A 1,180-nucleotide genomic window follows, 5' to 3' on the forward strand; every position below is an offset into this window, starting at 1 on the left:
CGGTCCCCCTTGTTTGTTGGCTGGCTGCTACAGTGGCGACGTCTTCCGGGACGCCCGCCTGGCGTAGCCGCGCCAGGCGGGCTGTCGGTGGAGGGGCCGTGTCCCCCAGAGCCTTACGGCTGCGCGGGAGCTGGGCCGCCGCCGACATTCCATGACCCGGATGGTTGCAGGGACTTGAAGGTCCGAAGCCACAAGGAGGGGTCGAGTGGAACAGCGGCAGTCTAGCACGAAGGTGGCCGGGATCGACGTCGGCAAGCGCGGGCTGGATGTGGCCGTGCACGGCCTGGAGGACGAGCTGCGGATCGAGAACGGTACGGCAGGGTTTAGCGAGCTGATCGGCTGGCTGAAGGCGCGGGAGGTGGGCCGTGTGGGCCTCGAGGCCACGGGCGGCTACGAGCGGGGCGTGCGTGCGGCGCTGGAGGCGGCCGGCTTCGAGGTGGTGGTGCACCAGCCGCTGGAGGTGCGCCGGTTTGCGCAGCTGAAGCGCTGGCGGGCCAAGAACGACCGGCTGGACGCGAGGCTGATCGCGGCGGCGACGGCGCAGGTGGAGGCAGTGAAGGCGGCCCAGGACCCGCGCCTGGTCGAGCTTGCCGAGCGGCTGACGGCCTACGAGCAGATCACCGACCAGATCGTCGGGCTCAAGACCTTCATGGACAGTGTCACGCTCAAGGACGTCGCTGCCCTGCTGCGGACCCAGATCCGCGCGCTGGAGCGGGCGAAGGCCAGGCTCAGCCTCGGCATCCTCACCCGCATCAAGGCCGAGGCCGACCTGCTTGTCCGCTTCCGCCTGCTCACGAGCCTGCCGGGCATCGGCCCGATCATCGCCGCCAGCCTGGTGATCCGCATGCCCGAACTGGGCGCCATGAAGCGCGGCCAGGCCGCCAGCCTCCTGGGCGTCGCGCCCTTCGACCGCGACTCGGGCCAATGGAAAGGCCTGCGATTCATCATCGGTGGCCGCGCCCGGCCGCGCCGGATGCTCTACCTCGCCGCCGTCATCGCCAAGCGCTTCGACCCCGGCTTCAAGGCCTTCGCCGAACGCCTCCTGGCCGCCGGCAAGGCCCGCAAGCTCGTCACCGTCGCCGTCATGCGAAAGCTCATCGAAGCCGCCAACCTCATCCTCAGCCGCGGCCAACCCTGGCTCGCTCACCCGGCCACCTGAAACATGGTTGCTCCCGCCGCT

At 70.2% G+C, this 1,180-nt stretch carries 1 protein-coding gene; it reads left to right on the forward strand.

What is annotated here, in order from left to right:
- Positions 1-205 precede the first annotated feature (205 nt).
- The gene (locus DJ019_RS20615) at positions 206-1,159 is read left to right on the forward strand and encodes an IS110 family RNA-guided transposase (protein ID WP_111278752.1); all 954 of its coding nucleotides are present in this window, start codon (positions 206-208) and stop codon (positions 1,157-1,159) included.
- Positions 1,160-1,180: the final 21 nt, after the last annotated feature.

Origin of the sequence: Phenylobacterium kunshanense, from assembly GCF_003254525.1 — a bacterium.
Classification (GTDB): domain Bacteria; phylum Pseudomonadota; class Alphaproteobacteria; order Caulobacterales; family Caulobacteraceae; genus Phenylobacterium; species Phenylobacterium kunshanense.